Origin of the sequence: Flavobacterium sp. (assembly GCF_044338735.1) — a bacterium.
Classification (GTDB): domain Bacteria; phylum Bacteroidota; class Bacteroidia; order Flavobacteriales; family Flavobacteriaceae; genus Flavobacterium.
In genome coordinates this window covers 1-5,360 of sequence record NZ_JBIIWV010000139.1, presented here as the reverse complement: position 1 = coordinate 5,360, position 5,360 = coordinate 1, and the positions used below count along the sequence as shown (strand labels likewise).

Annotated in this window: 7 protein-coding genes and 1 tRNA gene; 6 read left to right on the top strand and 2 right to left on the bottom strand. The window is 31.7% G+C overall.

Annotated features, from left to right (window positions below; translation table 11 throughout):
* From idi to ACIQZC_RS08680, 6 genes are all read left to right on the top strand, one after another.
* The coding region (idi, locus tag ACIQZC_RS08705) for an isopentenyl-diphosphate Delta-isomerase (RefSeq protein WP_396138843.1) at positions 1–528 on the top strand (528 nt) is incomplete at its 5' end.
* A gap of 23 nt (positions 529–551) precedes the next feature.
* Complete coding sequence (locus tag ACIQZC_RS08700; RefSeq protein ID WP_396138842.1) at positions 552–962, top strand: 6-pyruvoyl trahydropterin synthase family protein; 411 nt, start codon at positions 552–554, stop codon at positions 960–962.
* 2 nt (positions 963–964) lie between these two features.
* The gene (locus ACIQZC_RS08695; protein WP_396138841.1) at positions 965–1,417 is read left to right on the top strand and encodes a peroxiredoxin; all 453 of its coding nucleotides are present in this window, start codon (positions 965–967) and stop codon (positions 1,415–1,417) included.
* A gap of 65 nt (positions 1,418–1,482) precedes the next feature.
* Positions 1,483–2,442, top strand: coding sequence for a type I phosphomannose isomerase catalytic subunit (locus ACIQZC_RS08690; RefSeq protein ID WP_396138840.1), 960 nt, complete (start codon positions 1,483–1,485; stop codon positions 2,440–2,442).
* Between the two features lie 57 nt (positions 2,443–2,499).
* Entirely contained in the window at positions 2,500–2,769 is a 270-nt protein-coding gene (locus ACIQZC_RS08685; RefSeq protein WP_396138839.1) for a hypothetical protein, read from the top strand.
* A gap of 75 nt (positions 2,770–2,844) precedes the next feature.
* A tRNA-Thr gene (locus ACIQZC_RS08680) sits at positions 2,845–2,918 on the top strand.
* 57 nt (positions 2,919–2,975) lie between these two features.
* Here the strand turns inward: ACIQZC_RS08680 and ACIQZC_RS08675 are convergent.
* A complete protein-coding gene (locus ACIQZC_RS08675) occupies positions 2,976–3,698 on the bottom strand; it encodes a DUF4369 domain-containing protein (RefSeq protein ID WP_396138838.1) in 723 nt (240 codons plus the stop codon).
* 97 nt (positions 3,699–3,795) lie between these two features.
* A partial coding sequence (locus tag ACIQZC_RS08670; RefSeq protein ID WP_396138837.1) for a peptidase M61 occupies positions 3,796–5,360 on the bottom strand: 1,565 nt, incomplete at its 5' end.

Below are 5,360 nucleotides of genomic sequence, written 5' to 3'. Positions count from 1 at the left end.
ATGAAAGAAGAACAAGTAATATTGGTTAACGAAAAAGATGAGCCTATTGGGCTGATGAACAAAATGGAAGCGCATGAAAAAGCAGTTTTGCATAGAGCGTTTTCAGTCTTTGTTTTGAATGATAAAAATGAAGTGATGTTGCAACAACGCGCACATCAAAAATATCATTCTCCTTTATTGTGGACTAATACGTGCTGTAGCCATCAAAGAGCAGGTGAAACAAATCTGCAAGCAGGAAAACGACGTTTGTTTGAAGAAATGGGCTTTCAAGTGGAATTAAAAGAATTATTTCATTTTATTTATAAAGCTCCTTTTGATAATGGTTTGACCGAACACGAATTAGATCATGTTATGATTGGCTATTCTAATGAAATTCCGAGTATTAATCCAGACGAAGTGGAAAGTTGGAAATGGATGAAAATTGAAGATATTAAAGAAGATATGATTCAAAATCCAGCGCTTTATACCATTTGGTTTAAAATTATATTTGACGAGTTTTATCACTATCTAGAAGATCATAAATTATAAACCCATTACCTTAAACCTAAATTATGAGAGTAACTGTTTCAAGAAAAGCCCATTTCAATGCTGCCCATCGATTATATCGAAAAGATTGGACTATGGAAAAAAATCAGGAGGTTTTTGGAAAATGCAACAATCCAAACTTTCACGGACATAATTATGATTTAATTGTATCGGTAACTGGGGAAGTAGATCAAGAAACAGGCTATGTTATAGACACTAAAGTATTATCGGATTTGATAAAAGAACATATTGAAGAAGCGTTTGATCACAAAAATTTGAATGAAGATGTTCCCGAATTTTTTGATTTAAATCCTACTGCCGAGCACATTGCGTTCATTATTTGGCATAAACTTCGGGTTTTAATTGATATGAATAAAGAGTTGGAAATTACTTTGTATGAAACGCCTAGAAACTTTGTAATTTATAAAGGAAATTAATAATGTCGATTCAAATAGGTAATCAATTGCCACATTTTTCATCAGTAAAACAAGATGGAACAAATTTTGATAGCCATTCTTTACAGCACAAATCTGTTGTAATTTATTTTTATCCAAAAGATAACACGCCAGGTTGTACTACACAAGCCTGCAGTTTTAGAGATGCATATCAAGATTTTCAAGATTTGGGAGCTGAGGTTATTGGTGTAAGTGGCGATTCAGTGAGTTCACATCAAGGTTTTCAAAAAAAGTATCAATTGCCATTTATTTTACTTTCGGATGAAAATAGAAAGTTGCGAAAATTATTTGGTGTTCCTACTGCGCTTTTTGGATTAATTCCAGGAAGAGTTACTTATGTTTTTAATTCTAAAGGCATTTGTATTTATATTTTTGATAGTTTAAACGCTAAAAATCATATTGCAAAAGCTTTAATTGCGCTTCAAAATCAGAATTAAATAAGACCTGATTTCGATAGATTTAGCTATAATTTTTGCATCTTTGCATTCATATTCCTTTAATCATGAAGTTTTATCCGATAACATTTTCACCAATTTTAAAAGACCGTATTTGGGGCGGAACCAAATTAAACTCCTATTTAAACAAAAATATTGAGTCACAAACTACAGGAGAAAGTTGGGAAATATCAACAGTTTCTGGCGATATAAGTGTGGTCAATTCTGGTTTTTTAAAAGGAAAAAATATCAATGAAATTATCGCATTGTATCCCGAAGAAATTCTAGGAAAATCGGTAATTGCACAATTTGGAAAACAATTTCCTTTATTGTTCAAATTTATTGATGCTAAAGAAGATTTATCTATTCAATTGCATCCAAATGATACTCTTGCAAAAGAACGCCATAATTCTTTTGGTAAAACCGAAATGTGGTATGTTATGCAAGCAGATGCTGACGCTCGATTGGTTGTTGGGTTTAAGAAGAATTCGAATCAGAAAGAATATTTGGAAAAATTAGAAAACAACGATTTGATTTCTTTATTGAACGAATATCCTGTAAAACAAGGCGATGTTTTTTTTCTTGAAACAGGTACTATTCATGCTATAGGTGCTGGTGTTGTGGTTGCCGAAATTCAACAAACAAGTGATATTACTTATCGAATTTATGATTGGGATAGAGTAGATGCTAATGGAAAAGGGAGAGAATTGCATACCGAATTAGCTTTAGACGCAATCAATTTCAATACTACAGATTCTAAAATGGACTATTCTGAAGTACCAAATGAATCATCGCAAGTTGTAAATTGTTCTTATTTTACGACCAACATCATTGCTTTACAGGATCATTATATTTGGAAAAAAACTAAGGAATCCTTTACGGTTTTTATGTGTACAAATGGTCAATTTGAAGTAATCATCAATGGTGAAATTATGCAATACCAAATGGGTGATACCCTTTTAATGCCAGCAATTATTGAGCAATTAACATTAAGAGGGAAGGCTACATTATTAGAAATTTCGATATAATGTATTGAGAACAAAATATATTATGTAATTTTGCATCAAATTTTAAATAAATAAAAAATGGCAAGCGTTAAAAACTTGAAAAAAGAAATCAACTACGTTTTAGGTGATATTGTAAATATCGTTTACGTATGGGAAATGACTACAGTAGGAAAACCAACTGAAGCTTCAGATAAATTAGTTGATGAAATTTACGAAACTTTTGATTCTTTAATGACTCAAGCGAATCAAAAAAATGTAGAAAACAAAAAAGCACATTTTAAACAAATTCGTAAAGATTACGAAGCAGCTGCTAATCAATTTGTTGCAAAAATAAACGGATTAAACTAAAAAAAATGTATTAAAAAGTGCCAATTTTTTTTGGAATTTTAAATTTCAGAATTATATTTGCACCTCATTAGAGTTGCCGGTGTAGCTCAGCTGGCTAGAGCAGCTGATTTGTAATCAGCAGGTCGTGGGTTCGAGTCCCTCCATCGGCTCTAAAGAAAAAAACCATCACATTGTGATGGTTTTTTAGTTTATAACTTGGTCTAAAATTATTTCTTTTCAGATGCTTTTCTTTCTATAATATATTGGGTAAGCATTTTTCCATATTTTGATTGCGCTACTTTTGGTTTCATACTTTTTTGAATCGTATCTAAATAAGGAATGGTAATATCAGCAATTTCAGAAATTGCTATATAGGGTGCTATTTCATATTCACCATGAGTAACTGCATAATTTGCCGTAAAGCGATATTTTCTAATCAACAATTTTTGATACGCCGCTTCAATACTATCTGCTGTTTTTGGATTTGGTTTCATATCGTTTTTTAAACGCTTTTCAATCAGGTCTATGTTTTCTTCGTTAAATCGGCTATTTATTTTATTAAATTCAACCATTAAATCTTGGTTTTTTGAACCAGTTATTTTTGCAGAAGCAAAGAATTCTTTAAGTGTTGTTTCAATAGTTATTTTCCCGGGTTCTGCAAAAAAGGGTAAACTATTATCAATTGAATTGGTTTGTCCTCGATCTAAAAACAAATAAAGCATTTCAGGACTGTCTAGTTTTATATGGCTTTCAAAATGGGAGTCTCCTTTTATTTGAATACTGTCTAATATTACTAATGCCGAATCTTGTATTTTTTGGATGTACAACTTGCCTTGTCCAAGACCTTCAATATTTCCGGTTATATGTAGGTTAGCGCCATCAATACTTTCTTTTTTTTCACAAGAAATAAAGGAAATCATTGTTAAAGCGGCAAATATTATTTTTTTCATTTGTGTTTTTTTAATTTATGATGGCAAAGTAAATAAAAAATCCTCAAAATACCTTGTACTTTGAGGATTCAATTTGAATTTTAAGGTTTTAAAAATATTAACCTTTTAACCAAGCTTCTCTAACGGCTTTTTTGCTGTCATCTGTTGCTTGATATCCTTCTTGTTGTTCTTTTGGCATCACAATTTTTCCTGAAATGGTTTGATCTTTTCCGTCACGATTGATTTTCACAGAAATAGTCTCTCCATCTTTCCAGTCCATACTTGCCATAATTAGATCGTAAATATTATCTAAATTATAAGTTTTATCGTTTACTCCAATTATTTTGTCATTGTTCTTAATTCCTAAAGTTGTAAAGAAAACATTCAACTCAATTTCAGGTAAAATCATTATTTCTTTGGTGGTAGGATCAACTGTAATATACGGTTGCGATTGATCTTTTAAAAACGGATTTCCTGCTACTTCCATAGTTGCTTCGGTAACACCCATTTTTCCAAAGAATTGCTCATAAGGAATTGGGGTTTCACCAGCCACATAAGTGTTGAAAAATTCACCAACCGCAGGGTATGTTAATTGTGTAATTTTAGCAAATAATTCTTCATCTTTAAATGCTTTTTTAGTTCCATATTCTGTTGCTAAATCTTGCATTAAGTTTAAAATTCCTTTTTTACCATTGCTGTTTTCGCGAATTAAAATATCTACACACATAGCAATTAAAGCTCCCTTTTGGTACACATTTACATATTGATCTTTGTACGGTGCATTTAAAACGTTTTTACTCATTTTAGTAAAACTCATTTTATCATTCATTTGTCTAGATTGAGCAATTTTACCTGCCATTCTTTCAAAAAATGCTTTTTCATCTATTAAACCTTGATTCACTTGGAATAAATTAGCAAAATATTCGGTTACCCCTTCATACATCCATAAATGTTCAGACATTTGCGGATTGTTGAAATCAAAATACTGAATTTCGTTAGAATGAACCGTTAAAGGAGTTACAATATGAAAAAATTCATGTGAAACGACATCTTTTAATTGCTCTTGTAGCATTTCTAATCCCATCATTTCTGGCATTACAACTGTTGTTGAAGTTGGGTGCTCTAATGCTCCAAATCCCTTTGCATCTTGAGCTGCCATATCTGATAGATACAATAAAATGGCATATTTTTTTGTAGAATTGATTGGGCCTAAAAAACGTTTTTGGGCTTTCATCATGTTTTCCATATTAGGCGTAATTTGTTTGGCTGTATATTTCCCTGTTGGCGAATATACACTAATGATGATTTCCATATCGTCTACCATGAACGAGGTAAAATCGGGTTTAGAATACATGATTGGCATTTCAACCAAATTGGCATATTTTGGCATTTCAAAAACATCTGAAGTTGAACTAGCATCTGCATCTGTCATTGCAGAAACACCTAATAAGGTTTCAGGATGAAGTACCGTAAGTTTATATGGCGTTTCTTCTTTTCCTTTAAAATAACCAATAAAACCGTGTGTGTTTAACATGAAATTCACACCCGCATTGATGTTTGTTCCAGCAGGCGAAAATACATCATCACCTTCTCCAAATCCACCACCGCTCTCAGTATCATAAGTGTCATTTACTAAATAAGTAACTTTTGCAAGTTTTTTAGCATTTGAAATTTGGTAGGTAT